Below are 26695 nucleotides of genomic sequence, written 5' to 3' on the forward strand. Positions count from 1 at the left end.
TGGTCGGAGACCGACTTCGCCGGAGCCAGTATGACGGACGCCGAAATTCGCCAGGGGATGCCGCCCGTCAAGCTGACGCGCCAGGAGTTCGAGCGGCGCTACAGGGCTCGCTTTGTCGATCCCGCCTTTGCCCCGCTGCAGCGCGAGCTCGATGCCATCGTCGCTGCGGCCTGGGACGCCTACAGCCATTCGCGCAAGGCGCCCTTGACGCGGAAAGCAGGCGAAGGCTTTTCCGATCCCGACTACGACATCGCCGTCGACTGGCTGGATGCGCGCGCAAGAATTCTCGAAGCCCAGCGGCGGCACGATGATGCGAACGAGACGCCGCGCATCCTTCTCGTCAACGGCTCGGCCCGCAGCGAGCACACCTGTCCCGGCGAGATGTCCAAGACCTGGCGGCTGGTCGAGCTGGCCGAGCCTGTTTTCGTCGAGATGGGGTTTACCGTCGACATCCTCGATCTGTCGCGCCTCGCCTCGGAATTCGGCAAGACGATCCATCCTTGCAAATCCTGCGTCAGCACCGCCATGCCGCTCTGTCACTGGCCGTGCAGTTGCTATCCGAATTATTCGCTGTCGCAGACTGGCGACTGGATGAATGAGATCTATCCGTTGTGGGTGGCCGCTCACGGCATCCTGATCGTGACGCCGGTGAACTGGTATCACGTGCCCTCGGGCCTCAAGGCGATGATGGACCGCATGGTCTGCGCCGACGGCGGCAATCCCGATCCGACCTCGACGCACGGCAAGAAGGCGGATGAAGCCAAGGCCATGGAGCTGAAGGGCTGGCCCTATCCGCGCCATCTCGCCGGCCGTCATTTCGGCATCGTCGTTCACGGCGATGCCGTCGGTGCCGAGGGCGTGCGCCGTGCCTTGTCGGACTGGCTGACCGACATGCAGCTGATCTCGGCGGGGCGCTTCGCCGAGCTCGACGGTTATGTCGGCTACATGGAGCCGTATGCGACCTCGCATCACGCGCTCGATGAAGACGGCGAATTCCAGCAGGAGGTGCGGAACGCGGCGCGCGCGCTCGGCAACGCCGTCCATTTGGCAAGGAGCGGGCGCCTGCAGGAGCCCGGAGCCGGTCTCCAGGACCCGAACCCGAAATGACCGGTGCGCCCTTTGATTGCCTGATAGTCGGCGGCGGCCCTGCCGGACTGATGGCCGCGATCTATCTGGCGCGCTTCCGCCGCAGCGTCTGTGTCGTGGACGCGGGCACAAGCCGCGCCGCGCTGATCCCGCGCAGCCACAACGTTCCCGGCTTCGTTCACGGCCTCTCAGGCACCGAGCTGATCGAGCGGATGTCGGCGCAACTGGACGAGCTCGCCGTCGCGCGCGTGCAGGCCGAGGTCACCGCGTTGCGGCGGCACGGGGACGGTTTTGAAGCGAGCTGGAACGGCGACGCGCATGCCGCTTCCACCGTCATCCTGGCCAGCGGCATCGTCGACACCCATCCGCCGTTCGCGGAGTGGCGCGGCGCGGTCGCGGACGGGGTGCTGCGCTATTGTCCCGTCTGCGACGCCTTCGAGGCGAGGGGCCGTCGCATTGGCGTCATCGGCCCGTTGCACCGCGCCGCCAGCAAGGCGCTGTTCCTGCGTGGCTATTCGCGCGACGTGACGCTGCTCGCAACCGGGCAGGATGACCAGAAGGGCGCAACCCCGGAGCTGCGCGATACCGGTGTCGAGCTCCTGTTCGCGCCCGATCTGCATTTGCGGCGGAGGGGCGAGGGCATCGAGGCCGTATTCGCCGACGGCCGGACGATGCCATTCGACATGGTCTATCCAGCGATGGGGGCCGAGGTGCGTTCGCAACTCGCGGTGTCGCTGGGGGCCGAGCACGACACCGAGGGCTATCTGAAGGTCGACGCGCACCAGCGCACGTCGGTCCACGGCCTCTACGGCATCGGCGATGTCATTACCGATCTGCATCAGATCTCCGTCGCCTTCGGCCACGCCGCCGTTGCCGCGTGCAACATCCACCACAGCCTGCCGCGGCGTCTGGCATGACGGAACGAAGGGCGCGGCTTGGCCTTGAGTGAGAGGAATGCGCGAAGGACCCAATCCCATGCTGGAAGAGAAACTGAAGGACGCCATCATCGGCGAGCTGCAACGTCAGGCCGATAACCGGCCGCAAGCGTTGCAGATCGATGGCGCCAAGGATGCGCAAGGCTCGGACGAGCTGACCGTCAACGGCAGGATCGATCTCGGCGCACTGGTCATGGTGATCGCGGGATCGGTGGCGGGCGGGCCTTAAGCTGGCTCTTCAGCCGTATTCCTCGCCGATCCCGTATTCCCGGTAGATCTCCAGCGGATCGAGGTCGGGAAACAGGCGGCATTTGGCCTGGGCGAGGTGCAGGCTCACCGCCGCCGGCTCCTTGCCGCTCGAGAGCATCTTGCGGATGTCGTCCATATGCGCGTTCGGCTGGTGCTTGGGTTCGAGCTGCTCCAGCGCGACCAGGGCGGTCGCGAGGGCCTCGGTCAGAACCCACTCGTCGTGGCCGGTGATTCCCTTCTTCGGCATCGGCAGACCCCGGATGTGGCGGCAACGCGATAGTCTATCGCGACTTCCGCCAAACCGCCATTGAGCCGTTGCGGGAGGCCGCGCCCTTGCATTATGGCAGCGCGTGGCTAAAAGGCGGCAAGTTGTGGGGCCGTGGTATCTTTGTTGAAATAATGTTGGCGTAGACGGACGCCTGCAGGGGTCGGCTGGCGGTTCCGGTCTGGGCCCTTGATCCTGCATTGGGCAGCACGATCCCGGTTGCCTCCTTCAAGGCTTGAGCCAGCATGGTTTTTCTCAGCTTCGTCTACCGCTTTCTCACCAATTTCGCGTTCATGGCGATGGTGTATTTCAGCCTGAACTTCATGGAGAAATATCCGAACCGGGCGATCCTGGCGATCCTGGTGCTGGTCTATGCCGCCATGCGCGCCGTCTCGACGCTGCGCGCGTTCTACTTTTACCAGAAGATCGAGAAGCTGGAGGCCGAGACGCGGCGCCTTCAGGGGCCGATCAACGATGGCTCCGGCGGGACGAACGCGCGCAAGCAGGTCGTGGCTGACGTTGCCCGGCTGCGGCGCGACGGCGAGCTCAAGTCCTATATGGACCTGTTCTTCCTGGCGCTGATCGTGCTGCTCTGCGTCGCCGCCATCATGCGGCAGTGAACTAGGCGCGCTTCTTCAGACTGGCGACGCGGGTCGGGCGCGGCGTACCGTTCTTGACCTGCGCGGCGTGCTTGGGTGCGACCGGTGCCGCATGCGCGGCGTGCCGGGCCTGGGGCTTGGCTGTCTTGCTGGCCGTCTTGCCCTTTGCGACCTTGCCTCCGGCCGGCCTCTCGGCCGCCATCGCCAGCCGCGTCGCGGCACGCCGCGACAAGGTCGTCGACAGCAGCACCTCGACCGAGCCTTCCGGAATCGCAAACAGCGCGCGGCCGGGCACGGGCAGGGTGGATGCGAGATCCATCTGCCCTTTGGTCCGGCGCGGCAGCAGCGATTGATGCGCGGCTTCCGCATTGAGGTCGGCGAGCGAGGGCGCCGGGAGCGTCCGCGTCTCGGTGAACACGAAGTGCGGCACGGCCGGCCAACGCGCGATCGGCACCGTCTCGGTCGGCGGATGCAGCAGCCATTCCACCGGGGTGGTCGGCGTTGCCGGCCGGTCGGCGGTCGCCGGCACCACATGCACGATGCGATAGCCGCGCGCCTTGAGGTCGCGGATGATTTTCGGCAGCGCCGCCACCGTGCGGGCCTGGATGTCGTGCAGCAGCAGAATGCCCTTGCCCTTGGCCTCCAGCCGCTGGATCGCGAGCTGGTAGACGCGGTCGGACGAGACATGGCGCCAGTCGTCGGCCGGGAAGTCGGCGCTCCAGACCTGGATGCCGCGTGAGATCAAGTAATTCTCGACACCCTCGGCGCGCATCAGGCCGGGAATGCGGAAGAACGGGGCGAGCTTGGACGGGTCCGTCATCGCGGCCGAGGTCCACTCGATGCCGCCGTTGATCTCGGGCTCGAACTTCTCGAGCGGCATCCGGTCGAAGGTCAGCGGATGGTTCATGCTGTGGGTGCCGACGGTGTGCCCCGCCGCCACCAGCTTGCGCACGCCTTCCGGGTTCGCCTTGGCTTGGCTGCCGATGATGAAGAAGGTCGCCTTGATGCACTCGTCGTCGAGCATCTTGAGGACCTGGTTGGAATATTTCGGCAGCGGACCGTCATCGAAGGTCAAAACGACTTCGTGGTCCTTCAGCGGCAGCGTCTCGCGGTACTGCATGGTGCCGATGCGCGGGTGCTCGCGCGGATCGACCACGAGGGTGCGGGAGGTTCCGAGCGCGTCGGGATGGCCCGGACAGTCGGCCGCGAGCGCCGCCGGCGATCCGACGGTCAGCAATCCGAGGCAAAGGACGATCCACGATCGCGTCCGCAATACAACGCTACTTCCGATCATGAACCCGGTCTGCCCTCATAAGCGATTGCCGCCATAGTAGGTCGGAGACATCAGGAAACGGTTCAGGCGCCAGAGGCCCTTTCCGCCACAAGATCCCCGTCCATTTGCAGGGCGTAGCATGAACAGAGTGTTAATAGGCCCCAAATCACCCCATTTTGCGTGGGCGTGACATTCCGGCATCAGCGCGCATCGGCATTCTTCTGCGGCGGGGCTGACGGTACGATGTGGACGATTCGGTAGCCGTTCTCGCGCAGATAGCGGAGGAAGGCCGGCATGATCGCGGCGGTGCGGGCCTTGGGGTCGTGGAAGAGGACGATGCCCTTGCCGCTCGCGGCGAGGCGCTCCGTGACGAGCTTCAATTCCTGCTCCGGCGTCATCTCGTTCCAGTCGCTGGCCCAGAGGTCGGCCCCGAACACCACGATGCCGCGCGATTGCAGCAGGTCGAGCTGGGCCGGCGTGCCCTCGAAATAGGGAAAGCGGAAGAACGGCGTCGAGGGCGTCGTCGTCGCGGCCCCGTGCAGCGCCGTCTCGACGGCCGCGATGCCGCGGTCGATCTCGCTCCTGGCCTTGTCGAACGGGATCCGCGCCATGAACGGATGCGAGTAGGTGTGATGGCCGATGGTGTGGCCCTCGCGCGCGATGCGCTTGACCATGTCAGGCTGCTGGGAGGCGTGCAGGCCGATCAGGAAGAAGGTCGCGCGCACGCATTCCTGCGCCAGCGCCGCCAGCACCTTCGATGTCGTCGGCGGGTTCGGTCCGTCGTCGAAGGTCAGCACGACCTCACGATCGGCCAGCGGCAGCGTCTGCGGAAAGCTCTTCAGGCCGACGCGCGGATATGTCTTGGCATCGACACTCAGCACGCGCGAGGTGCCGAGCGCATCCTTGCGCGGGCACTCGGCGGCCTCCGTCGCGGCGATGCCGGCGAGCGCGGCGAGGGCCGCTGCCACCGCCATCGAGATCCACCTCAGTCGAAGCATCTTTGTCATTGCGCTCGGAGTTGCCTTGTGGGTATTGCCTGAACCGTCAGCCCAGATCACCCGTTCCAACCTGTCAAACGGCGAGGCACGCCATGGATGAACATATGGACGTGGCCGCACCCGTTGCGGATTCGGTACTCGACCACGTGCCGATGCGCAATGAAGACGGCGACATCAGGCACGAATTCGTCGAGGAGATCGCGCGTGCGATCGAGGCCGGCGACAGCGCCTCGCTGCGTGCCTGCGTCGCCGAGCTGCACGAGGCCGATCTCGGCGATCTCATCGGCGCTCTGGAGCCCGACGACCGCGTCCGCCTGGTCGAACTCACCGGGGCCGACTTCGACTTCTCCGCGCTGAACGAGGTCGACGAGGCCGTCCGCGAGGAGATCCTGGAGGAACTGCCGCCGGAGACGGTCGCCGAGGGTGTCCGCGAGCTCGAATCCGACGATGCGGTCGAGCTGCTGGAGACCCTCGACCAGGCCGAGCAGGAGGAGATCCTCGAGAAGCTGCCGCTGAAGGAGCGCGTCGCGCTCGAGCGCAGCCTGCTGTACCCGGAGAATTCCGCGGGCCGCCGCATGCAGACCGAGTTCATCGCGGTGCCCCAGGATTTCACCGTGGGCCAGGCTATCGACTACATGCGCGAGACGCCGGATCTGCCCGACCGCTTCTACGAGATCTATGTCGTCGACAAGGACCAGCACTGGCAGGGCGCGGTCCCCCTCGACGTGCTGCTGCGCGCGCGCCGGCCGATCGCGCTGACCGAGCTGACCGACGAGGACCGCCGCCGCGTCTCCGTCCTGGAGGACCAGGAGGAGGTGGCGCGCATGTTCGGCAAGTACAATCTCGTCGCAGCCCCCGTGCTCGACACCCAGGATCGCCTGGTCGGCGTCATCACCGTCGACGACGTCGTCGACGTCATCGAGGAGGAGGCGGACGAGGACCTCAAGGCGCTCGGCGGCGTCACCAGCGACGAAGAGCTGTCGGATACCTTCCTGACCATCGCGCGCGGCCGCTTCAACTGGCTGCTGGTCAATCTCGCCACCGCCTTCCTCGCATCCTCCGTGCTCGGCCTGTTCGAGGGCCAGCTCGAGAAGATGGTCGCGCTCGCCGTGCTCGCCCCGATCGTGGCGAGCCAGGGCGGCAACGCCGCGACCCAGACCATGACGGTGGCGGTGCGGGCGCTGGCAACGCGCGAGCTCGGCGCCTCCAACGCCTGGCGCGTGGTGATGCGCGAGGGCCTGGTCGGCCTGATCAATGGTCTCGCCTTCGCGGTGATCACGGGCATCGCGGCGGTCGCCTGGTTCAAGATCCCGGGCCTCGGCATCGTCATCGGGCTTGCGATGGTCTGCAACCTCATCGCCGGCGCGCTCGGCGGCATCCTGATCCCGATGGCGCTGGAGCGCGTCAGGGCCGATCCGGCGGTGGCGTCGGGAACGTTCGTCACCACCGTCACCGACGTCGTCGGCTTCTTCTCCTTCCTCGGCATCGCGACGCTCTGGTTCGGGCTGAGGTAGGGCGTGTCGTCCCGGGCGCGCTGCGCCGCGTCCGGGGTACGAGACCCCATGCACGACCTTTTAATCCGAACTTAAGCGACCTGCCGCATCATCGCCCGCGCTTGGGGGAATAAGCATGCGTGTGCGATTGAAGGCGGACGGACGGATCGTCGAAGTGCGGGACGGGCAGGAGTTTCCGGTCCAACCGTCTGCGGTCGAGCCTACGGCCAATGCCGCGCCCGCCGAGGCATCCTCGCTCGCGGTGCGTGATTTGCGCCGCCGCGCTTGCCTGACCCAGATGGAGTTCGCCGCCAAGCTCGGCGTTCCCGTCGAGACGATCCGCAATTGGGAGCAGGGCAAACGTGCTCCACGGGGACCGGCCCGCGCGCTGCTCGCAGTGATCGCGCACGCCCCGGATACGGTGTTCCAGGCGCTCGCCAAGGCCTGACGGACCAACCGGCTTCGACGCGAACCTCCCGTTAGCATTGCGCCAAATAACCCGCCGAACTGTTGCGGCCTCCGTTGGCAGCGTCATGGGCGGGGTCCATAATGCCGCCTGATGAGGTTTGGGGCTGACGCAACGGAAGAGGAGTCCTCATGCTGTTCGTCGAGGCCAATGGCGCGAGAATCCCGGCGATCGGGCTCGGGACCTGGGAGCTGAGCGGAAGGCCTGCCGCGCGCGTGGTCGAGCAGGCGCTGCGGCTCGGCTATCGCCACATCGACACCGCCCAGGCCTACGACAATGAACGCGAGGTCGGCGACGGCTTGCGCGCTTCGGGCGTGCGGCGCGACGACGTCTTCCTCACCACCAAGGTCTGGACCAACCATTTCGCGCCCCACGATCTCGAGCGCTCGGTCAAGGAGAGCCTGGCGCGAATGCGGCTTCCGAGCGTCGACCTGCTGCTGCTGCACTGGCCCAATTCGCACGTGCCGCTGGCGGAGACGCTTGGCGCGCTGTCGCATGCCAAGACGATGGGCCTGACCCGCCACATCGGCGTCTCCAATTTCACGGTGGCGCTGGTCGAACAGGCGGTGGCGCTATCGCCGGAGCCGCTCGTCTGCAACCAGGTCGAGTACCATCCCTATCTCGACCAGGCGAAGGTGAGGGCGACCTGCGACCATCATGGCCTCGCCCTCGTCGCCTACAGCCCGATCGCCAAGGGGCGCATCAAGACCGACCAGACGCTGGCCGAGATCGGGCGCAGCCACCACAAGTCGCCGGCGCAGGTCTGCCTGCGCTGGCTGGTGCAACAGAATGTCGCTGCGATCCCGCGCACCTCGCGCATCGAGCGCCTCTCTGAAAACATCGAGATCTTCGATTTCGAGCTGTCGGACGAGGAGATGAGCCAGATCGCCTCGCTCGCCAATCCGAAGGGCCGCCTGACCGACTTCGGCTTCGCCCCGAAATGGGATTGAGGGGAGACCGCGGTATGCTAACAGCAGGGCGGCAATCCAAGATCGGGCAATGGAACTGCGGACAATCATACGGACGGACGTTGCAGCGTCGGCGATCGCGCATCTGACGCTGGTGGCGCTGATCATCGTGATCAGCGAAGTCCATCCGTTTCGCAGCCAGTCGCCCGAAACGGTCACGGTGGACATCGTCACGCCGGAGCAGGTGAAAGAGGAGGAGGCCAAAGCGGAGGAGAAGGTCAAGGAAGAGGTCAAGGAGAAGCCCCCGGAGCCGCTCCCCGATCTGAAGCTGCCGAAGCTGGATATCACCGACAAGGAAAAGGCGCCCGCGGCGTCGAAGCCTGCGGCTCAGCAGCCGGCCGCAGCGCCATCGCCATCACCGTCGCCTGAACCGCAACGGCCCGCGCAGCAACAGCCGCAGCAGCAACAACCGCAGCAGCAGCCTTCGCCGAAGCCGCGCGAGGCCAACGCGCAGCCGCAACAACAGCCTCCACCCCAACAGCAGCCGCCGCAGCAACCCCAGCCTCAACCGCCGCCGCAGCCCGAGGCGATGCCGCAGCAGCAAGCCGCGCCGCCGCCGGCCTATCAGGCGCCGCAGCCCGACGTCACCGTCAAGTATGGCGTCATGCTGGGACTGCCGCCTGAATTGCCGCTGTCGCTGCCGAAAGACGCCCCCAAGGACGATGGCGGCGACGCCAAGGATTCGATCGCAGCCAAGCTGCCGGCCGAAATCGTCGCCGCGCTTCGCAGCCATTTGCGCAGCTGTGCGAAAATGCCGGCCGGACTTAGCTCGACTGACAACATTCACATCAAGCTGCGCACGGTGTTCGCGACCGACGGCACGCTGGCCCGCGAGCCGATCCTGCTCGAAGCCCCGCCGTCCGCGAAAGGCGTGGCCCTCGTGAAGTCCGCGATGAGCGCTCTGCAGAACTGCCAGCCCTACAAGATGCTGCCTGCCAATCTCTACGAGGAATGGAAGGTGCTGGACCTGCCGTTCAGCCCACGGGATCTCGGAGGGTAGCTCTCGTAGCCCGGATGGAGCCAACGGGTCGGCGCGAAGCGCCGCCCGATGACAGGCTCCGCGTAATCCGGGACGGTGCAAAATGCTGGGCGAGCGGCCCCGGATCGCGCTGCGCTCCATCCGGGCTGCGCGACCGCGCCTGTGTCGGCCTCTGTCAATCCGTTGCTGCGAAAATATTCCACTTTGCCGAAATTCGGTTTTGGCGTATGTGTCGGCCATCCCGGCTCATCCAGGAGGGGCGATCTCGAGGTCGTCTTGATCGCGAGCCGGGTTTGCGGTGGACGCGGCAGCGTAGGCACGAGAGGTGCGGGCAGGGCGGGGTGTCCCTGTGAGCTCGCGGCCGCGTGCAGACGAACGGCGCTGCTAGGCTTCGTCTCGCCTGTAAGTTTTCAGCTCCGTCGACAGGGCTGGAAATACTGCGGCGGCATGGCGGGCCGTGCGTACGGCAAAACCGTGTGGTCCTGGCCGTCGTTGCTACGGTCAAGCCGGTTTGAAGATGCGCGCGAGCCCAACCGGGTGGACGGCATGATCCAATTCGAACGGCGAGGGAGGCCAAAGGAAAGTTCGGCTCCCGGGAGAGCGCGGCATAACCCGTCCGACCATCGCGCAGGGAAGGCCGAGTGATCGGCACCACCTGTATGCTGCTGTGCGGTTTTCTGCGTGCGCGTGCATTTCGCGCAGCGGACCGCGGGTGCGATGTCGGCACCCGGCCTTCCCTGCGCCCTCCTGGATTTGAGGGCGGCGAGACGAAGCAAAGCTCGGGCGAACAAGCCGCGAGGACGAGAAGCCATGTCCGCGATTCAAGCTGCCTGCCACAAGCTCGATCTCGTAGGTGTGCAAAGCGAAGCGTGCCCACGACTTTGCGTATCGTCGTCGGACACGTGGGCAGGGCGCTTTGCGCCTTTGCCCAACTTACGGCACCGCGCCGCGTCGCACAGCCGCTCTCAATGACCGCGCCTGATCCCCTCATCACCGTCCGCCTCCGGCGCCATCGCGGCCCAGGCGCTGGAGGCGAATTGCCGTCGCCAAGTCACGACCACCACGGCGGCGGTGGTGACGAACAGCACCCAGGGGCTGACAAACCAGCCGAGATAGCCGAGCGCGAAGAAGAAGGCGCGCTGGCCGCGGTTGAAATGGCGGCCGGCGGATTCGAACAGGCGCGAGGTGCGGATGACGTGGGCTTCCGCCTCCGGCGTGTCGCGCCGCTCCGCCGGCGGCATGCCGCCGAACAGGATCGCGACATAGTTGAACAGGCGATAGGCCCAGGCGAACTTGAAGAAGGCGTAGACGCAGATCAGCACGAGGCCGACGCATTTCAGCTCCCACATGGCCGGCGAGGTGCTGAGGTCGATCGGCAGCTTGCTCAGGATCGTGATGGCGTCGTTGGTGGCATGCAGCAGCGCCAGCGCGCCCCCAAGCGCGAACAGGCTGGTCGAGGCGAAGAAGGCGGTGCCGTTCTGCAACGAGGCCATGATCTGCATGTCGACCATGCGGGTGTCGCGGTCGAGCAGGCGGCGGACCCAGACCTCGCGGTAGCGGTTCATGCGCGCCGACAGGCTGTCCCGGCCGTAAGCCGAATGTTCCAGCGTCAGGGCATAGACCAGCCATTCGACGATGAAGAAGCCGACCGCGGTGACGTCGACCCAATGCCTGCTCATCTGTCTCTCCTCGGAAGCCGCCACGATTGCCACGCATGGCAGGAGGCGGCAACGATTGATTGGCGGCAGGCGATGGCGTTAAAAGCGGCTCGCTTCAAAGCGTCTCGGGAAGGACTGATGGCATGGCTGCGCTGAAACTCGCGATCGGCAACAAGAACTACTCGTCATGGTCGATGCGGCCCTGGCTCGCGCTGCGCGCCAACGACATCCCGTTCGTGGAGACGCTGATTCCGCTCTACACCGACAATCCCGCGGACAAGGAGCAGATCCTGTCCTTCAGCCGCGCCGGCAAGGTGCCGGTGCTGGTCGACGGCGACGTCACGGTGTGGGATTCGCTCGCCATCATCGAATACGTCGCCGAGCGCTATCCGGAAGTGAAGTTGTGGCCCGACGATGTCGCCGCGCGCGCCCATGCCCGGTCGGTGTGCGCCGAGATGCATTCCGGCTTCGTGGCGCTGCGCAGCGAATGCGGCATGAACCTGCATCGGCCGGTGCGTGCGATCGCATTGTCGGCCGACGCAAAAGCCAACGTCGCGCGCGTCGAGGAGATCTGGCGCGAGTGCCGTGCGCGTTACGGCGCGAAAGGTCCGTTCCTGTTCGGCCGTTTCGGCGCGGCGGACGCGATGTACGCGCCGGTCGTGCACCGCCTGCGCACCTACGCGATCGACGTCGCGCCGGACACCAAGGCCTATATGGAGACGATGATGGCGCTGCCGGCGTTCCAGGAATGGACCCGCGAGGGGCTCGCCGAAACGCTCGTAATTGCCAAGTTCGAGGACGCCTGATCGCCGGGTCTGTCCGAGGCCGCTGGCCGCTTGCCGGCCGGCGGCGCTCATGGTCCGGAAATTGACCTGGGCCCCTGGATCGCACGGGCTGCGACACCGGCTGCGACATGCCGCCTGAACGCGCGGCCCAACGGTATCGTCGGCCCATCGGTTCCATCTCTATCACTCTGAAAAGACTACCAAATATGGGCGTTTGCTATGCTGGCATGGCACTGGCCAAAACCACAACTCGCGTGCTATACAGCGCCTGGGTTTCCGGCCGGCCGTCGTAGTGGGACCATGGGCGAGGCAGGCGTTGTTTGAGTGATGGAGAGGGTGTTGAAGCACAAATTCCCGATTGGAACGCGCGTATTGTTCACGGCCAGCAACGTCGCGCGTCCTGCTGCCAGCGGCTCGTACGAGGTCATCCGTCTGCTGCCGACCGAAGGCGACGACTGTCAGTATCGGATCAAGAGCTCGACCGAAGCCTTCGAACGCGTCGCCAAGGAAAGCCAGCTCGCGCTGTCCTGAAGTCCGATCGCGTTCCTGAAGGCCGACGCGTTTCGCGCATTGGTGCCATCAGGGAATAGTGTTCTGCCGCCGTCAAAAGGCCCGCTTCACCTTCACAAGGTGGCGGGGGGCAATTGCCGACTCGCGGTACTCGCTTGACCATTCGCTCTCTGCTCGCGTGAGGGGACGTCGCGCATGAACTGGGCATGGGCCACTTCGCTCGACCAAATCTGGCGCTCGCCGGCCTTTCCGATGTGGATGACGCTGGCCGCGGCAGGATTCTTCGGATTGATCCTGCTGATCACGCTGCTGCGCGCCGACAGGTCGGTCGCCAATGGCGCGCTGACCGTCATTACGCTGCTCTCCATCGCGATCGCAGGTGCTGCCACCGTGCGCGTCTATGGACCGGCGGGGTCGGACGGGCCGATCGAGGCGCGCACACAAGGTGCGGTCGTCGCCAACCTGCCGGCGCTGTCCTGCCTTGACGATCTCGCCGGCGATGCCGTGGCCATCGGCTGCGAGAAGGCGCTGTTCGGCTCGCCGGATGCGGTGGCTGCGTCGGTGTCCTACACAGCAGTCCGGATCGACCGGCTGATGGCGCTCGGCGATGCCGCGACCGCCGAGAAGAGCCTGACGGCCGACATGAAAGCGCTGCGCAAGTCTCTGGAGCGCGATCGCTACGGCCTCGTGGCACAGGTGCTGGTCGTGCGCGACGGCTGCACCCAGTTCGACTGTGCCGCTTTCCGCGCGCTGACCGACCAGCAGCAGGTCGCGGCCAACATGGATTCCCATCTCTACGATGCACTGGTCGCGCGCCATGCGCCGACCTGGAACGCGCCCGCGACGGCGACGGGGACGGCGGCGCTGCCACCGACTGCGGCGCTCGCGGGTCTGCCGCCTTCGGCGCCGACGGGCAGGCCGACCAATGCGGAGTTCCCGAGCGCCAACTCGACGCCGCCGGTGAGCATCATGAATCCGGAGCCCACGGCGACGACGCGGCAGGCGGCGCCAGCCGCGAACGCAGCAGCAGCGCCGGCCGCTTCGCGCGCACCGGCCCCGACCTCGGCACAGGCCTCGGCTCCTGCTGCGAAGAAGCCGCCGGCCCCGAAAGCTGCGCGTGCCCCCGCAGCACCGGTTCCGCTCGCGCCCCCGCCGGCGACCGCGGCGGCTCCTGCGGCTGCGGATAACGAGTAGATCGGCATTCCAAATGCGGCGTTGCCCGGCTAATGCTTGGGCATGCCGCTACATCTGATCAAGCTCGCCGTCGGCTGCGACTCCGTCAAGGAATTGAAGGAGTGGATCGCCGAACGGATGCAGACCGCCAAGAAGAAGGGTCTGCCGCAACACCACATCCACATCACCCGCATGGTCCCCAAGCGCGACGCCGAGATCCTCGCGGGCGGGTCGCTCTATTGGGTGATCAAGGGCGAGATCGCCGCGCGGGAAAAGATCATCGGCATCGAGCCGTTCCGCGACAAGGACGGTATCGGGCGCTGCCGCATCGTGATGCAGCCGAAGGTGGTCTCGGTCTCGCCGCGGCCGATGCGCCCGTTCCAGGGCTGGCGCTATCTCACCGAGGATTCCGTGCCACCCGACCTCGGCAAGTCCGCCGCCGGCTCGATCGCGGCGATGCCGGAGCCGATGCGGCGCGAATTGCGCGATCTGGGGCTGCTCTAAACCGCGATGTTGTCGATCAGTCGCGTCGTGCCGAGCTTGGCTGCGACCAGGATCCGCAGCGCGCCGTCCTTGCGCGAGGTGACCGGCGCCAGCGTCTCGGCATGGCGGACCTCGTAATAGTCGAGCGCAAAGCCCGCCGCCTTGATCGTCTCCGCGCCGCGCGCCATCGCCGGCGCGATGGCTTCGCCCGCCTTGATCCGTCCGGCGCTGTCTTTCATGGCGCGGTAGAGCACGGTGGCAGTCTGCCGCTCCTCGGGCGAGAGGTAGACGTTGCGTGAGGACATCGCGAGCCCGTCGCGCTCGCGCACGGTGCGCGAGCCGATCACCTTGACGCCGAGGTCGAGGTCGCGCGCCATCTGCGTCACCACCCGCAACTGCTGAAAGTCCTTTTCGCCGAAGATCGCGAAGTCCGGCCGGACCTGCGTGAACAGCTTGCCGACCACGGTGGCAACGCCGCCGAAGAAATGCGGGCGGAAGCGATCCTCGAGGCCCGCGAGCGCCGGCCCTTCCGGTACGATTCGGGTGACGAAGCCTTCCGGATACATCGCCTTGACGTCCGGATGCCAGACGATGTCGACGTCCTCGGCCGCGAGCTTGGCGATGTCGGCCTTCCAGGTGCGCGGATAGGCGCCGAAATCCTCGGTCGGGGCGAACTGGGTCGGGTTGACGAAGATCGACACCACGACGCGGCTGGCACGCCGCTTGGCGAGGCGGACGAGAGACACATGCCCGTCATGGAGGGCTCCCATGGTCGGGACCAGCGCAATCGTGGCCTTTCGCTTGCGAAGATTGTCGACGGCGCGGCGCAGGGTCGGGACCGTGCGGGCGATCAGGGGGCTTGATGACATCAGGACTCGGCAGTGTTGGGAATCGGCGCGACGTGACCTGCGCCTGGGGCGACTAACCTTAACAAGCAGCGATCATGGACGCCATGCATCCGGATGCGGCACAGCATCCCGCGCAAGACCGCGCGCGACATCGCGACATTATGGGCTGGATCACAGACGAAGATTGGCGCTGCTATTCATGATGAAGAACGGCGCAGTACGATTTGTATGACCTGTCACGCATTTCACTTGACCGCAGACGCGGCCAACTCGAAGATATTCATCAGGGGTGTTGAGGATCGCCATGCTTGTGCAGGCTAGCCAAGGCCAATCCGGCGCGGCGCATGTGGTCGTGCTCGGCAACGAGAAGGGCGGCTCCGGCAAGTCGACCACCGCCCTGCACATCGCTGTTGCGCTCCTGAAGGCCGGCCAGCGCGTCGCCACCATCGACCTCGACTGCCGTCAGCAGAGCTTCACCCACTACATCAACAACCGTTCCGCCTGGGCCCGCCGCACCAAGCTCGACCTGGAACTGCCGGTGCATCGCTGCATCAAGCTCGGCGAGACCATGCAGATCGCCGATAACGAGAATTCCGAGTTCCAGCAGTTCATGGAGGCGGTCTCGGCGGTCGAGAGCAGCTTCGACTTCATCGTCATCGATACGCCGGGCACCGACAGCTATTTGATGCGGCTTGCGCATTCGATGGCCGACACGCTGGTCACGCCGATCAACGACAGCTTCCTCGACTTCGACGTGCTCGGCACCGTCGATCCCGCGAGCTACGCGGTGACGGGCGAGAGCCATTACGCCGAGATGGTGCGCGACGTCCGCCGCAAGCGCCGCCAGCTCGATGGTTCGACCACCGACTGGATCGTGGTGCGCAACCGCCTGTCGATGCTCGGCTCCCGCAACAAGCAGCTGGTCGCCGAGGGGCTGAAGGATCTGTCGCTGCGGCTCGGCTTCCGCTACGTCGACGGCTTCGCCGAACGCGTCGTCTACCGCGAATTTTTCCCGCGCGGCCTGACCGCCCTCGACGAGATCGACGAGGCCACGCTCGGCATGCGGCCCAATCTCGGCCATCTCACCGCACGGGAAGAGGTGACGAGCCTGCTGCGCCAGCTCAAGCTACCGCTCGACGAGCGCGGCCGCCGCCGTGCGGCAAATCGCGCCGAGTGGTTCAACCAGGTCGACAAGCCGCTCGAAGTCCACGACATCCTAGGCGCCTGAGACGGTATAGCGCTACTTCCGGTCGATCTGACCGGGCGATTCCTCCGGGAACCCGGGCCGCGTTCGGCCGTTTTCATCCTGCGTTTACCGCGAAATTGAACCCGATCGAGACCGGTTGCGTCGGATGGTGACATGCATCCTGGCGTAGCCGTGGAAGAAGGCGATGCACAGAAAACGTGTGCGGCGCACAACGAAAGGGCTGCCGGTTCACAATATTTGGCCTTCCTGTCACGCGCCTGTGACATATATTAGCGAATAGGCGACCAGGGGCCGAAGAGCCTCGGAAGAACACGATTTTCAACAGGGATTCAGGCCGCAAGAGCCTGAGGCTGAGGACGAAAATGAAGCGTGGAATTGCCGTTCTGGTTTCGGTCAGTGCCCTCTGCGGCATCGCCTATTTCACGGCGAGCAAGTGGGCGATCAAGCACGAGACCATCACCTTCTACGACGCCTCGCGCGACAACCGTCCCGTGCCCGTCCAGATCGCGGTGCGCCGCGACAAGGAAATGCAGGCCAATGCCGGCATGATCACGCTGCCGGTCGCAGTTATCAATCACGGCAACACCGTCAAGAACACCGAATACGGATTCCTCGCCAACATCTTCGCTGCGCGCGGCTACATGGTCGTGAGCCCGCAGCACGATCTGCCGACCGATCCTCCGATGGTCACCAAGCCCGGCGAGCTCTATGTCGGCCGGCTGCCGCAGATCCTGCGCGGCGTTGCCAACATCCATCTCGCCATGCAGGAGATGAAGAAGGTTCAGCCCAATGCCGACTACGCCCAGGTGACGATGGTCGGCCACTCCATGGGCGGCGACATCACGATGTATTTCGCCAAGCAATATCCGGACGAGGTCAAGAAGGTCGTCACGCTCGACAATCTGCGCGTGCCCTTCGTCACCGCCGGCAAGTTTAAGATCCTGTCGTTCCGCTCTCAGGATCCGCAGTTCAAGACCGATGCGGGTGTTCTGCCGACCGACGAGGAATGCGAGAAGGCGGGCATCCAGGTCGTGAAGACCGAATTCCAGCATAATGACATGCGCGACACTGGCCCGGATGTCGCCAAGAGCTCGATCCAGAGCATGCTCGACAAATTCCTGAGCGCGACCGACAGCGAGATCCGGCCCGTCGACACGCAATCGTCGCCGCCCAACATCCTCGAGCCCGGCCCGGTCGCGTTGATGACGCCTGCCAAGAGCTGAAGCGTTAAGAGCTGATGCCTTAAGGGCTGACGCCTCAATCATCCGCCACGTTTTCAAAGCCCCCGCTGGCCTCCGCCTGCGGGGGCTTTGCACATTGACCCGACCGCTCGCGCTGACCACATTAGCTGTCCAAGCAGGGGTCAAGGGATGTCGGGCGAACCCATCAAGCCGCACCGCGGCGATGTCTCGGCGCAAGCGGGCGGTGCGGTACCGCAGGCGGGAACGTCGACCGCGGAGGACATCGCCGCGTTCGTTGCCAAGGCGCGGGCGCTGTCACCCCACGCGCCGGGCGCGAAGGGGCGGCTGATCTTCGCATTGGATGCGACGATGAGCCGGCAGCCTACCTGGGACATGGCCTGCGCGCTTCAGGCCGACATGTTTCGCGAGACCGCGGCACTCGGCAGTCTCGATATCCGGCTCGTCTACTACCGCGGCCTGAACGAGTGCCGCGCCACGGGATGGATCTCAGACAGCACCAGGCTCGCGGCCTTGATGAGCAAGATCGATTGCCGTGGCGGCGATACCCAGATCGGCAAGGTGCTGACGGAGGCGCGACGCGAAGCGGTCGCATCGGGCGTGCGCGCCGTCGTCTTCGTCGGCGATGCCATGGAGGAGAAGGTCGACGAGCTCTGTGTCAAGGCCGGCGAGCTCGGCATGCTCAAGGTGCCCGTGTTCGTGTTTCAGGAAGGTCATGACGTGGTCGCCGAGCAGGCCTTTCGCGAGATCGCGCGCCTGACCGGCGGTGCCTGGTGCCGGTTCGATCCCGGCGCGGCCGCGCAGTTGCGCGAGCTGCTGCAGGCAGCCGCGGCCTATGCTGCCGGCGGTCGCGAGGCCTTGTTGAGATTGGCGAAGACCGCAAGCGGCGCGGCCAGGCTGATCGGCCAGATGAAATAGCGCTCACGCCGCCTGGCTCGCGGCGGCGTATGCCATGCATTTTGCCGCGAGGCCGACTATATTCCCGAGATGACTCTGATCGCCGGCGCTGTCGCCGTTATCACGCTCTATCTGCTGCTCCAGACGTTCCGCGCCGCCAACCCGGCAGTGCTGGCGCGTGCCATCAGGTTCGGTGGCGGCGTCCTGGCGCTGGCGATCGCAGCCTTCACGGGCTTGCGGGGCGAGCTGGTGGTGGCGATCCCGCTCGGGTTTTTCGGTGCCGGGCTGCTGGGCTGGACGCCGCTGGCAAACGCCGGCTTCGGCAATATCGGTGGGTTGTTCGGCGGCGGTGGCGCTGCGCGCGCGTCAGGGCAGGCCTCACGCGTGCGCTCGCAATTCCTGGATATGCGGCTCGACCACGATACCGGCCAGCTTGGCGGGCAGATCGTCGCCGGGCCTCACGCCGGGCGCGATCTCGGCGAGTTCGATCTTCCGGGCCTGCTGGCCATGGTCCCGACCTTCGACGCCGAGAGCGTGGCCTTACTTGAAAGCTATCTGGACCGCCGGTTTCCCGCTTGGCGTCAGAACGCGCAGGGCGATGCGGCAGGGGGGCAGCGCCGCCCGGCGGCGAGCGGCAAAATGACGGCGGAGGAGGCCTACCAGATCCTTGGCCTTCAGCCGGGAGCGGGGCGTGACGACATCAGCCGGGCGCACAAGTCCCTGATGAAGAAACTCCATCCCGACCAGGGGGGCTCGAACTATCTCGCTGCCCGGGTAAACGAGGCCAAGGATACTCTGCTTCGTACGCATAACGGCTAACTCCGGCACCACGCCACAAACGCCCGTACCGTGTGAGCTCCGCTTGCTCCGTTTGCCGTCGCCCCGATGCCCGCCATTTCGGCGTGGTCGATCCCTTGAGCAAAGTTTTAACCGTAAATTCTTGACGAGAGGTTGTCGCGGAACAGCCTTGTCGAGACTGTGCCCGCATCGACACATCGCCAAAACGAAAATGCCCGCGCAAGGCGCGGGCATTTCGTCTGGAACGGGGGGAGAAGATCAGTTGCGGACGGTGATGCAGGAGATCTCGGCGCGCTTCAGGGTGCGGCAGACCGCTTCGGCCTGGTCGCGCTCGAGGCCGGCGAAGCGGGCGCGGTAGAGCTTGCGATTGTCCTTGGCGACGACCTCGGTGAACGGATCGGCCTTGCTGAGCAGGCCGCGGGCCGAGCTGCGCGCGGCGTCGATACGCTGCTGGGCTTCGTTCTCGCTCTCGAGCGCGCCGACCTGGACGATCCAGCCGCTGTGGGTGACGGCGGGCTTGGTGGTGGCGCTCATCTGGACCGGCATCGGATCGGCGGAGGCGAGCTTCGGAGCGGCAGGGGCAGGGGTATGGGCGGGCGCGGCGGCCGTTGCGGCCGGCAGCACGCCGAGGATCCCGTTGCCGGTGCCGAAGCCGGCCGGCTGCCGCGGCAGCTCGGTGCGGGCCATGTCTGCCTTCGGCGCTTCCGGATGGCTGACGATCTCGGGCTTGTTGATGAGATCGGCCCGGGCGACGACGGCGCCTGAGGTTTCCGCGACCTCGGAACGGGACGAAATGGCGTTGGTGACCGGCGGGGCGACCTGGACCGAGGCGGGCGCGGCAGAGGCGACCTTCACGGCGCCGGCCTTGACCTGAACCGTCTTGACCCGGACCGGCTTCATCGGCTCGGACGAGCCGGGGATGAGGGAGAGCGGCTGGCTCGAGATCACGCCATTGGTGAGCGGCGCGGGCTCGATCTTGGATTCCGTCGGCCGAACCTCGGGCTTACTGGCTTCCGGCTTGTGCGGTGCGGGCGGCACCGCGGCCGTCGCGGCGGCAAGCGTCGACAGGCGGGCAGCGAGACGGGACGGGGCCGACTCGGGAGCAGGGGCCGCAGCCTGGACCGGTGCAGCGGGCCGGACCGGTGCAGTATCCGAGGCGTCAGCAACATCGGTCGCGGTGTCGGCAGCGTTGCGCTCGGTGACCGCGACGACGGTGTGAGTGGTCGCGCCCTTCTCGAGGTTTTCCGCGAGCAGGTTGCGCATGATGGCATCGCGCGAGCCGCCGCTGCGGCCGCCGAGCACGACGCCGATCAGATGGCGGTTGCCGCGGCGCATCGAGGTGACGAGGTTGAAGCCGGAGGCGCGGGTGTAGCCGGTCTTGATGCCGTCCACGCCCTCGACGCTGCCGAGCAGGTGATTGTGATTGCGGATCGACTGTCCACGCCAGTTGAAGGTGGAGGTCGCGAAATACCGATAATAGCGCGGAAAGCGCTCCTGGATGGCCCGGCCGAGCGTGGCCTGGTCACGCGCGGTCGTGACCTGCTCGTCGTTGGGAAGGCCGTTGGCGTTGCGGTACACCGTCCTGGACATGCCGAGCGCGCGCGCCTTGCGCGTCATCATCTGGGCAAAGTCGTCCTCGTCGCCGGCGATCGCTTCCGCGATCACCACTGCGGCGTCGTTCGCGGAGCGGGTGACGAGACCCTTGATCGCGTCCTCGACGCGGATGGTCTGGCCGGCTCGCAGGTTCAGCTTGGTCGGATCCTGGTCGGCGGCGTGCTGGGACACCGGCATCTCGGTGTCGAGCTTCATCTTGCCGGACTCGAGGCGCTCGAACAGCAGATAGAGCGTCATGATCTTGGTCAGCGAAGCGGGGTGACGGATCCCGTCGGGGCTCGTTGCTTGCAGCACCGAGCCGGAATTGCCGTCGACGATGATGGACGCGAATTTCGGGCTCGAGCTCTCGGACACATCGCGCTGCACCCGATGGTGCGCGTAGTGGCGGCGGTGGCGCCGTGCCTCGGCGGCATCGGTGGTGAAGATGACCGCGGTCGTGACCGTAAGAAGCCCGAAAACGCCAACCCGCGCCAAGCGCGAGGAAGACAAGTTTTTACGAAGCATGGAACCCCGTCCCCGTTTCTCAACTGATCACCGGCTCGTGAGGCGAAATTGTGCCCAATGGACCCGGGATCATTACCTGCTCAGGCTGCCCCTCCGCTGGTGTTCGCCGCGGGGGACGTTCGGCCTGAGCCGCTATTCTGGCTAAGGTGATGTTCTCAAACGGTTTTAGACCGCTTGCAGAAGCTGAACACGTCCGGGAATCAAGGTAGGGGGCCGCGGTTTCCAAAAGCTTAAGAAAGCCTTGCGGGAAACCCCGGGAATTTCCGCGATTTGCATTGGTTTTTGTGCGTCGCACAAAGATTCTTGACTTATTTGTGCATTGCACTAATAATGGGCACAGTCAGGGAGCCGGGGCTTCCGACCAAAGCCAGGGAAAAGGATTCCGAAATGTTCAAGGTTGAAGACTTTCAGAACTACGGGAAAGAGCACTTCGAGCAGTACGTCGCCTCCGCGACCTCGGTGCAGCACGGCCTTCAGGCGATCGCCAGTGCCTATGGCGACTATACGAAGAAGTCGTTCGAAGACACCAAGTCCTTCGTCGAGAAGCTTTCCGGCGTGAAGTCGCTGGACAAGGCCGTCGAAGCGCAGACCGATTTCGCCCGTTCCGCCTACGAGACCTTCGTTGCGGAATCGCAGAAGATCGCCGGCCTCTACAGCGACCTCGCCAAGCAGGCGTTCAAGCCGGTCGAGACCATCGTGTCGAAGTTCACCCCGGCCGCCCAGTAAACGTTTTTCAGGACATCCTGGAATCGAAAAGCCCGGCTGATCCAGCCGGGCTTTTTTGCGCGTAGTCGACCGGTCGGATCAGCGTGCCACGCGCAGCTTGGACAGCGAGGTGCCGATGTCCTTGAACACCGATACTGTCTGGCTGGCCGAGGTGACCAGATAGAACTTGTCGGTGCTGCTGGCGCAATATTGCAGCACGCTCGAGGTCGGATCGCTGCCGGTGTTCACCTGCACCGTGTAGATCGTGATGTTGTTGGGCTGGGCCTTGGCATTGTCGCACAGCTTCTTCTGCCGTGCGTCGATCTGCGCGGCGTTGTTGTACCAGCGGTTCTGCGTGTTGAGACCGTCGGACAGCAGCACGATCGCGTCCTTGTAGGTGTAGTTGGTGTCCTTGGCCGGCGCGTTCATGGGGTCGCCGGTCGACAGCGTCATCCATCCCCAGGCCAGGCCAATGCCCTGGTTGGTGTTGCCCGTGGGCTTCATGGCGTCGATGCGGCTCTTGAGCGCGGACCAGTCGTAGCTCAACGGCATGATCGGCTGCAGGTAGGACCAGCTGCTCGTGTTGCAGTAGGAGTACTGCTCGGCCGGGAAGAGCGTCCCCACATTGCCGTTCGTCGGCGTGGTGTTCTTGGTGTCGTAGTCCTGATCGCGATCGGCCACGCAACCGGTCCAGGTGTTGTGGTTGGCCGGCGTCCACTTCCAATTGTTGCAGTTGTTGGAGTTGCCCGACGCGCAGCTCCAGCTGCCGTTGGCGGCATCCCAATCGCTGAAATCGATCCAGCTCTTGTTGTAGTTGCTGGCGCCGACGTTGACGTCCTTGGCGAAGGGAACGATCGAGATGTAGACGTCGCCGGTATTCTTGGCGAGCGCGCTGAGTTGATCGACCAGATTCTTCGCGGCCGTCTGCATCGCCTCCATCTTGCCGTCGTTGGCCATCGAGCCGGTGTTGTCGAGCACCAGGGCTACGCGCATGCGGACGTTGCCCCAGGCGCTGGTGGACGTGGTGCCGACGTCGAGCGTCGGAAAGCCGGCGATCTTCATGAAGGTGGTCGTGTAGGTGCCGGTTCCGCTGAGCTGGATCGTTGAGCCCATGCTGGTGCTCGCCGTATAGGTGGCGGCCACGCTGACCGAGGGTAGGGCGGACGTCGCGGTAAACAGCGCGTTGAAATAGGCTTGCGCCTTCGTGCTGAGCTGCGAGGTGGTGATGGTGCCGGACGACAGATCCTTGGAAAGCATCAAAGCGGCGGAGTCGAGGGCCGCCTGCATGGACGTGCGGGCCTGGACGGCGCGGCTATAGTCGATTGCGGCACCGATGAAGCTGAGCACCGGGACCAGCGCGATCGCGAAGATCATGGCGATATTGCCTTGCTCGGCCGCTGCGAAGCGGGCGAACTGTCGACCAATCAGGCTGACGAGCGGCGAGCGAAACATGGCGAGCCCCGAAATCGGTGGTTTTGCCCGATTTGGCGCCACGCCATTGAAGACTTGGTAAATCGCACCGTAGAAGACCGGGGGTATCCCGGGCGAAACGTCGCAATCGTGTTAAATGTCCTGGTTCCTGGTCAACATGTTCTAAGCAGGAGGGGCATAAATTTTTGTCAAATCGGTCCGGATTGATTAACCTTGGCAGGATCGCCCGGACCGGGAATCGGGACTGCCGTGGCCGGACTTCCAGCGCGCTTGCGGCGGGCCGGAGGCAGGCCCATATTGCTGGCGAACGATCCGGCTTGGACCGGATTTGTCGGGAGCGGCGATCCAACACGGCGGCGCGCCTGCGCCAGGCTCCGAAGGGCGGGGTCGCGCGGCGACCGCCATTCGCTTCCGTGGGGATTTTGAACGCCTGAGCCATGCCGCAATTGACTTCCAGACTCGACCCGTCCGCGCCAGCCGCTGCCTACGCTCCTCGCATGAGCAATGACGAGAACCGTTCGGGTAACCCCTCCGGTCCGAACACATCGGTCATCACCAAGGTCAAGCCCAAGACCAAGCGACCGAACCTCTACCGCGTGCTGATCCTCAACGACGACTACACGCCGATGGAGTTCGTCGTCCACGTGCTGGAGAAGTTCTTCAACAAGGACATCGAGGCGGCCACCAAGATCATGCTGCACGTCCATCACCACGGCATCGGGGAGTGCGGCGTGTTCACCTACGAGATCGCCGAGACCAAGGTGACGCAGGTGATGGATTTCGCCCGCAAGCACCAGCATCCGCTGCAATGCGTGATGGAAAAGAAGTAAACGCCGTTCGCGTTCTCGAGCGCGGTTCTGTTCGCGTGGTGTGTGTGCTGGCAGCACGTCTTGCTGCATGATCCGGTGAACATCGGCACCGGCGTCAATCCTGCCCAAATGGGTAGTTCTGCCCAAATCGGAACGGGTTTTGCATCGAAAATACCGTGGGCGTGTCGCCGCCGAGTCGCGGAACCGGTCTTTCGCCGCGGTCTTGTATAACTATATGTGACAAAGGTTGTTGTTGCCTGACCGGGCGATCACGACCATGATGATGGGGGCCATAGAGGACGCGAATGCCGACTTTTTCCCAAAGCCTTGAACAATCCCTGCATCGTGCGCTGGCGATCGCAAACGAGCGTCATCACCAATACGCGACGCTCGAGCATCTCTTGCTCTCCCTGATCGACGACTCCGATGCTGCCGCCGTCATGCGCGCCTGCAGCGTCGATCTCGACAAGCTCCGCACGAGCCTCGTCAATTACCTTGAGACCGAATTCGAGAACCTGGTGACCGATGGCGCCGACGACGCCAAGCCGACCGCCGGTTTCCAGCGCGTGATCCAGCGCGCGGTGATCCACGTGCAATCCTCCGGTCGTGAAGAGGTGACCGGCGCCAACGTGCTGATCGCGATCTTCGCAGAGCGCGAGAGCCACGCCGCGTATTTCCTGCAGGAGCAGGACATGACGCGCTATGACGCCGTCAACTACATCAGCCACGGCATCGCGAAGCGGCCGGGCGTCTCCGAGGCGCGCCCCGTTCGCGGCGTCGACGAGGAGACCGAGGCCAAGGGCAACGAGGACGCCAAGAAGAAGGGCGAGGCGCTCGAGACCTATTGCGTCAACCTCAACAAGAAGGCGCGCGACGGCAAGATCGATCCGGTGATCGGACGCAATTCCGAAATCAACCGTGCGATCCAGGTGCTGTGCCGCCGGCAGAAGAACAACCCGTTGTTTGTCGGTGAAGCCGGCGTCGGCAAGACCGCGATCGCGGAGGGCCTCGCCAAGCGCATCGTCGACAGCGAAGTGCCGGAAGTGCTGGCTGCCGCCACGGTGTTCTCGCTCGACATGGGCACGCTGCTCGCGGGCACGCGCTATCGCGGCGACTTCGAGGAGCGCCTGAAGCAGGTGCTGAAGGAGCTCGAGGCGCATCCCAACGCCATCCTGTTCATCGACGAAATCCACACCGTGATCGGTGCGGGTGCGACGTCGGGCGGGGCGATGGATGCCTCTAACCTGCTGAAGCCCGCGCTCGCCTCCGGCACCATCCGCTGCATGGGCTCGACCACCTACAAGGAATATCGCCAGCACTTCGAGAAGGACCGCGCGCTGGTGCGGCGCTTCCAGAAGATCGACATCAACGAGCCGACGGTCGAGGACGCCATCGCGATCCTCAAGGGCCTCAAGCCCTATTTCGAGGACTATCACCGGCTGAAGTACACCAACGAGGCGATCGAGGCCGCGGTGCAGCTCTCCTCGCGCTACATCCACGACCGCAAGCTGCCGGACAAGGCGATCGACGTGATCGACGAGTCGGGCGCGGCGCAGATGCTGCTGGCCGAGAACAAGCGCAAGAAGACCATCGGCATCAAGGAGATCGAGACCACGATCGCCTCGATGGCGCGGATCCCGCCGAAGAGCGTGTCGAAGGACGATGCCGAGGTTCTCAAGCATCTCGAGACGACGCTGAAGCGCACCGTGTTCGGCCAGGACAAGGCGATCGAGTCGCTCGCCGCCTCGATCAAGCTGGCGCGCGCCGGCCTGCGCGAGCCGGAGAAGCCGATCGGCTGCTATTTGTTCTCAGGTCCGACCGGCGTCGGCAAGACCGAGGTCGCCAAGCAGCTCGCGGCGTCGCTCGGCGTCGAGCTGTTGCGCTTCGACATGTCCGAGTACATGGAGCGGCACACCGTGTCGCGCCTGATCGGCGCGCCTCCCGGCTATGTCGGCTTCGACCAGGGCGGCCTGCTCACCGACGGCGTCGACCAACATCCGCACTGCGTGGTGCTGCTCGACGAAATCGAGAAAGCGCATCCCGACCTGTACAACGTGCTGCTCCAGATCATGGATCACGGCCGGCTCACTGACCACAACGGCAAGCAGGTCAACTTCCGCAACGTGATCCTGATCATGACCACGAACGCGGGTGCGTCCGATCTGGCCAAGCAGGCGTTCGGCTTCACGCGCTCGAAGCGGGAAGGCGACGACCATGAGGCGATCAACCGGCAGTTCGCGCCGGAATTCCGCAACCGCCTCGATGCCATCGTCTCGTTCGGTCATCTCAGCGTCGAGGTGATCGGCACCGTGGTCGAGAAGTTCGTGCTTCAGCTCGAAGCGCAGCTCGGCGACCGCGACGTCACCATCGAGCTGTCGGAACCGGCCAAGGCCTGGCTGGTCCAGCACGGTTACGACGAGCAGATGGGCGCGCGTCCCATGGCCCGCGTGATCCAGGAGCACATCAAGAAGCCGCTGGCCGACGAGGTGCTGTTCGGCAAGCTGAAGGGCGGCGGTCACGTCCGCGTCGTTCTGGTCAAGGACGAGGCCGACGAGACCAAGGAAAAGATCGGCTTCGAATTCGTCGAGGGCCCGGTCACGCCGAAGCAGGAGAAGCTGCCCGGCACCCGCAAGCGCCCGCCCGGCAAGTCCAAGCCGGGTGGCCCCGGCGGCTCGAAGGGGCCGACCTCCAAGGGCCCGCTGGTCAAGGCTTGATCACGAGCAATATGAATCGAGAGGCCGGCTGCGAAGCCGGCCTTTTTGT

General features: G+C 65.1%; 26 protein-coding genes. 19 read left to right on the forward strand and 7 right to left on the reverse strand.

Annotated features, from left to right (window positions below):
• Window positions 1–30 precede the first annotated feature (30 nt).
• Genes ML401_RS14260 through ML401_RS14270 form a run of 3 tightly spaced genes read left to right on the forward strand, consistent with a single transcriptional unit; the run spans window position 31 to window position 2250 of the window.
• Complete coding sequence (locus tag ML401_RS14260; protein ID WP_285812286.1) at window positions 31–1107, forward strand: flavodoxin family protein; 1077 nt, start codon at window positions 31–33, stop codon at window positions 1105–1107.
• Window positions 1104–2003 (forward strand): NAD(P)/FAD-dependent oxidoreductase, encoded by a 900-nt coding sequence (locus ML401_RS14265; protein WP_285812287.1) that lies wholly within the window; start codon window positions 1104–1106, stop codon window positions 2001–2003. The genes ML401_RS14260 and ML401_RS14265 overlap by 4 nt, the downstream gene beginning before the upstream one ends.
• A gap of 58 nt (window positions 2004–2061) precedes the next feature.
• Window positions 2062–2250, forward strand: a complete 189-nt coding sequence (locus tag ML401_RS14270) for a hypothetical protein (RefSeq protein WP_259206139.1) — start codon at window positions 2062–2064, stop codon at window positions 2248–2250.
• Window positions 2251–2259: 9 nt separating this feature from the next.
• On the opposite strand, the gene ML401_RS14275 is transcribed toward ML401_RS14270, so the two are convergent.
• Window positions 2260–2517, reverse strand: coding sequence for a hypothetical protein (locus ML401_RS14275; protein WP_174719081.1), 258 nt, complete (start codon window positions 2515–2517; stop codon window positions 2260–2262).
• Between the two features lie 263 nt (window positions 2518–2780).
• Here ML401_RS14275 and ML401_RS14280 point away from each other — a divergent pair, with 263 nt between their 5' ends.
• Window positions 2781–3155 (forward strand): hypothetical protein, encoded by a 375-nt coding sequence (locus tag ML401_RS14280; protein ID WP_211418033.1) that lies wholly within the window; start codon window positions 2781–2783, stop codon window positions 3153–3155.
• A 1-nt stretch (window position 3156) separates the two neighbouring features.
• Here the strand turns inward: ML401_RS14280 and ML401_RS14285 are convergent, their stop codons facing one another.
• A complete protein-coding gene (locus tag ML401_RS14285) occupies window positions 3157–4428 on the reverse strand; it encodes a polysaccharide deacetylase family protein (RefSeq protein ID WP_211418032.1) in 1272 nt (423 codons plus the stop codon).
• A gap of 179 nt (window positions 4429–4607) precedes the next feature.
• Complete coding sequence (locus ML401_RS14290; RefSeq protein WP_285812288.1) at window positions 4608–5381, reverse strand: polysaccharide deacetylase family protein; 774 nt, start codon at window positions 5379–5381, stop codon at window positions 4608–4610.
• Between the two features lie 116 nt (window positions 5382–5497).
• Between ML401_RS14290 and mgtE the strand changes: the two genes are divergently transcribed.
• From mgtE to ML401_RS14310, 4 genes are all read left to right on the forward strand, one after another.
• Entirely contained in the window at window positions 5498–6919 is a 1422-nt protein-coding gene (gene mgtE, locus ML401_RS14295; RefSeq protein WP_194407635.1) for a magnesium transporter, read from the forward strand.
• Window positions 6920–7028: 109 nt separating this feature from the next.
• Window positions 7029–7346 (forward strand): DNA-binding transcriptional regulator, encoded by a 318-nt coding sequence (locus tag ML401_RS14300; RefSeq protein WP_194408266.1) that lies wholly within the window; start codon window positions 7029–7031, stop codon window positions 7344–7346.
• A 149-nt stretch (window positions 7347–7495) separates the two neighbouring features.
• Window positions 7496–8314, forward strand: a complete 819-nt coding sequence (locus ML401_RS14305; protein WP_285812289.1) for an aldo/keto reductase — start codon at window positions 7496–7498, stop codon at window positions 8312–8314.
• A 49-nt stretch (window positions 8315–8363) separates the two neighbouring features.
• Window positions 8364–9332 carry a hypothetical protein gene (locus tag ML401_RS14310; protein WP_285812290.1) on the forward strand — a complete coding sequence of 323 codons (969 nt, stop codon included), beginning with the start codon at window positions 8364–8366 and terminating at the stop codon, window positions 9330–9332.
• A gap of 944 nt (window positions 9333–10276) precedes the next feature.
• Here the strand turns inward: ML401_RS14310 and ML401_RS14315 are convergent.
• Window positions 10277–10990 (reverse strand): DUF599 domain-containing protein, encoded by a 714-nt coding sequence (locus ML401_RS14315; protein WP_194407638.1) that lies wholly within the window; start codon window positions 10988–10990, stop codon window positions 10277–10279.
• A 122-nt stretch (window positions 10991–11112) separates the two neighbouring features.
• Between ML401_RS14315 and ML401_RS14320 the strand changes: the two genes are divergently transcribed.
• The 4 genes from ML401_RS14320 to ML401_RS14335 all read left to right on the forward strand — a co-directional run bounded on the left by ML401_RS14320 (window position 11113) and on the right by ML401_RS14335 (window position 13941).
• Complete coding sequence (locus tag ML401_RS14320) at window positions 11113–11775, forward strand: glutathione S-transferase family protein (protein ID WP_285812291.1); 663 nt, start codon at window positions 11113–11115, stop codon at window positions 11773–11775.
• 306 nt (window positions 11776–12081) lie between these two features.
• Window positions 12082–12285, forward strand: coding sequence for a hypothetical protein (locus ML401_RS14325; RefSeq protein WP_148773938.1), 204 nt, complete (start codon window positions 12082–12084; stop codon window positions 12283–12285).
• Window positions 12286–12459: 174 nt separating this feature from the next.
• Entirely contained in the window at window positions 12460–13458 is a 999-nt protein-coding gene (locus ML401_RS14330) for a hypothetical protein (RefSeq protein WP_285812292.1), read from the forward strand.
• Between the two features lie 42 nt (window positions 13459–13500).
• Window positions 13501–13941 (forward strand): DUF1489 family protein, encoded by a 441-nt coding sequence (locus ML401_RS14335; protein ID WP_194407641.1) that lies wholly within the window; start codon window positions 13501–13503, stop codon window positions 13939–13941.
• Here ML401_RS14335 and panC read toward each other — a convergent pair.
• On the reverse strand, window positions 13938–14789 hold the full coding sequence (gene panC / locus ML401_RS14340) for a pantoate--beta-alanine ligase (protein WP_259206163.1): 852 nt from the start codon (window positions 14787–14789) through the stop codon (window positions 13938–13940). The two genes, ML401_RS14335 and panC, sit on opposite strands and share 4 nt — an antisense overlap.
• A 283-nt stretch (window positions 14790–15072) precedes the next feature.
• Between panC and ML401_RS14345 the strand changes: the two genes are divergently transcribed.
• From ML401_RS14345 to ML401_RS14360, 4 genes are all read left to right on the forward strand, one after another.
• A complete protein-coding gene (locus tag ML401_RS14345; RefSeq protein ID WP_259206166.1) occupies window positions 15073–15996 on the forward strand; it encodes a division plane positioning ATPase MipZ in 924 nt (307 codons plus the stop codon).
• A 341-nt stretch (window positions 15997–16337) separates the two neighbouring features.
• Complete coding sequence (locus tag ML401_RS14350; protein WP_259206168.1) at window positions 16338–17198, forward strand: alpha/beta hydrolase; 861 nt, start codon at window positions 16338–16340, stop codon at window positions 17196–17198.
• Window positions 17199–17345: 147 nt separating this feature from the next.
• Window positions 17346–18092, forward strand: coding sequence for a VWA domain-containing protein (locus ML401_RS14355; protein WP_285812293.1), 747 nt, complete (start codon window positions 17346–17348; stop codon window positions 18090–18092).
• A gap of 69 nt (window positions 18093–18161) precedes the next feature.
• Window positions 18162–18890, forward strand: a complete 729-nt coding sequence (locus ML401_RS14360) for a DnaJ domain-containing protein (protein WP_194407646.1) — start codon at window positions 18162–18164, stop codon at window positions 18888–18890.
• A 237-nt stretch (window positions 18891–19127) separates the two neighbouring features.
• Here ML401_RS14360 and ML401_RS14365 read toward each other — a convergent pair whose 3' ends face one another.
• Complete coding sequence (locus ML401_RS14365) at window positions 19128–20987, reverse strand: D-alanyl-D-alanine carboxypeptidase (RefSeq protein ID WP_212068346.1); 1860 nt, start codon at window positions 20985–20987, stop codon at window positions 19128–19130.
• 387 nt (window positions 20988–21374) lie between these two features.
• Between ML401_RS14365 and ML401_RS14370 the strand changes: the two genes are divergently transcribed.
• Entirely contained in the window at window positions 21375–21713 is a 339-nt protein-coding gene (locus tag ML401_RS14370; RefSeq protein ID WP_194407648.1) for a phasin family protein, read from the forward strand.
• A 78-nt stretch (window positions 21714–21791) separates the two neighbouring features.
• Here the strand turns inward: ML401_RS14370 and ML401_RS14375 are convergent, their stop codons facing one another.
• Window positions 21792–23144: a pilus assembly protein gene (locus ML401_RS14375; protein WP_211416636.1), complete on the reverse strand. Its 1353-nt coding sequence runs from the start codon at window positions 23142–23144 to the stop codon at window positions 21792–21794.
• Between the two features lie 476 nt (window positions 23145–23620).
• On the opposite strand from ML401_RS14375, the gene clpS reads away from it, so the two are divergent.
• Window positions 23621–23953: an ATP-dependent Clp protease adapter ClpS gene (gene clpS / locus ML401_RS14380; protein WP_026202494.1), complete on the forward strand. Its 333-nt coding sequence runs from the start codon at window positions 23621–23623 to the stop codon at window positions 23951–23953.
• A 284-nt stretch (window positions 23954–24237) separates the two neighbouring features.
• The gene (clpA, locus tag ML401_RS14385; RefSeq protein WP_194407650.1) at window positions 24238–26646 is read left to right on the forward strand and encodes an ATP-dependent Clp protease ATP-binding subunit ClpA; all 2409 of its coding nucleotides are present in this window, start codon (window positions 24238–24240) and stop codon (window positions 26644–26646) included.
• Window positions 26647–26695 lie beyond the last annotated feature (49 nt).

The organism is Bradyrhizobium sp. 62B (assembly GCF_030272265.2).
GTDB lineage: Bacteria > Pseudomonadota > Alphaproteobacteria > Rhizobiales > Xanthobacteraceae > Bradyrhizobium.